Origin of the sequence: Bacillus sp. JJ1127, assembly GCF_036965845.1 — a bacterium.
GTDB lineage: Bacteria > Bacillota > Bacilli > Bacillales > Bacillaceae_G > Bacillus_A.
The window spans coordinates 16312-16735 of the sequence record NZ_JBALQK010000174.1 but is presented as its reverse complement, the minus strand read 5'-3'; the positions used below and the strand labels follow the sequence as shown (position 1 = coordinate 16735).

Below are 424 nucleotides of genomic sequence, written 5' to 3'. Positions count from 1 at the left end.
GATTAAAGTTTTACTTTATCGATTTAAATCTTAATAAAAAATGCAAATAGACTATTAATCTGAAATAATAGGTTAATTATAGAAAGTTTTTCTGGAATTTTCAAATGAAAATATGGTCTATTTATTTTTATTACAATTACATCCTTTTTTCTTTACATAGCCTTGTTGGTATAAGTCTTTTTGCGATTGGGAAGATGAATTACGGACATCTTTATTGCTAGAAGAGTTTTTACGGTAGTCATCATCTTTACTCATGATATTATCACCCCCAGTGTAATATATAAATATTATATGTATGAACTCTAGTAAAAGTTACGGTAGAGAGTGTACAACGATATCTATTTATTTTGTGTTAATGGACAATAAGTTTTCTATCTTAAATTGTAGAGAAAAGTAAGTTGGGTTTAACTATATATACATCAAT

At 25.9% G+C, this 424-nt stretch carries 1 protein-coding gene; it reads right to left on the bottom strand.

Going from position 1 to position 424, the window contains the following annotated elements; genetic code table 11:
• Positions 1-117: 117 nt before the first annotated feature.
• On the bottom strand, positions 118-255 hold the full coding sequence (locus V7183_RS17215; protein WP_170958173.1) for a hypothetical protein: 138 nt from the start codon (positions 253-255) through the stop codon (positions 118-120).
• Between the last annotated feature and the right edge of the window lie 169 nt (positions 256-424).

Excerpts from the sequence above, each read along its gene's own strand:
- V7183_RS17215 (WP_170958173.1), bottom strand. The coding sequence starts at position 255 with ATGAGTAAAGATGATGACTACCGTAAAAACTCTTCTAGCAATAAAGAT.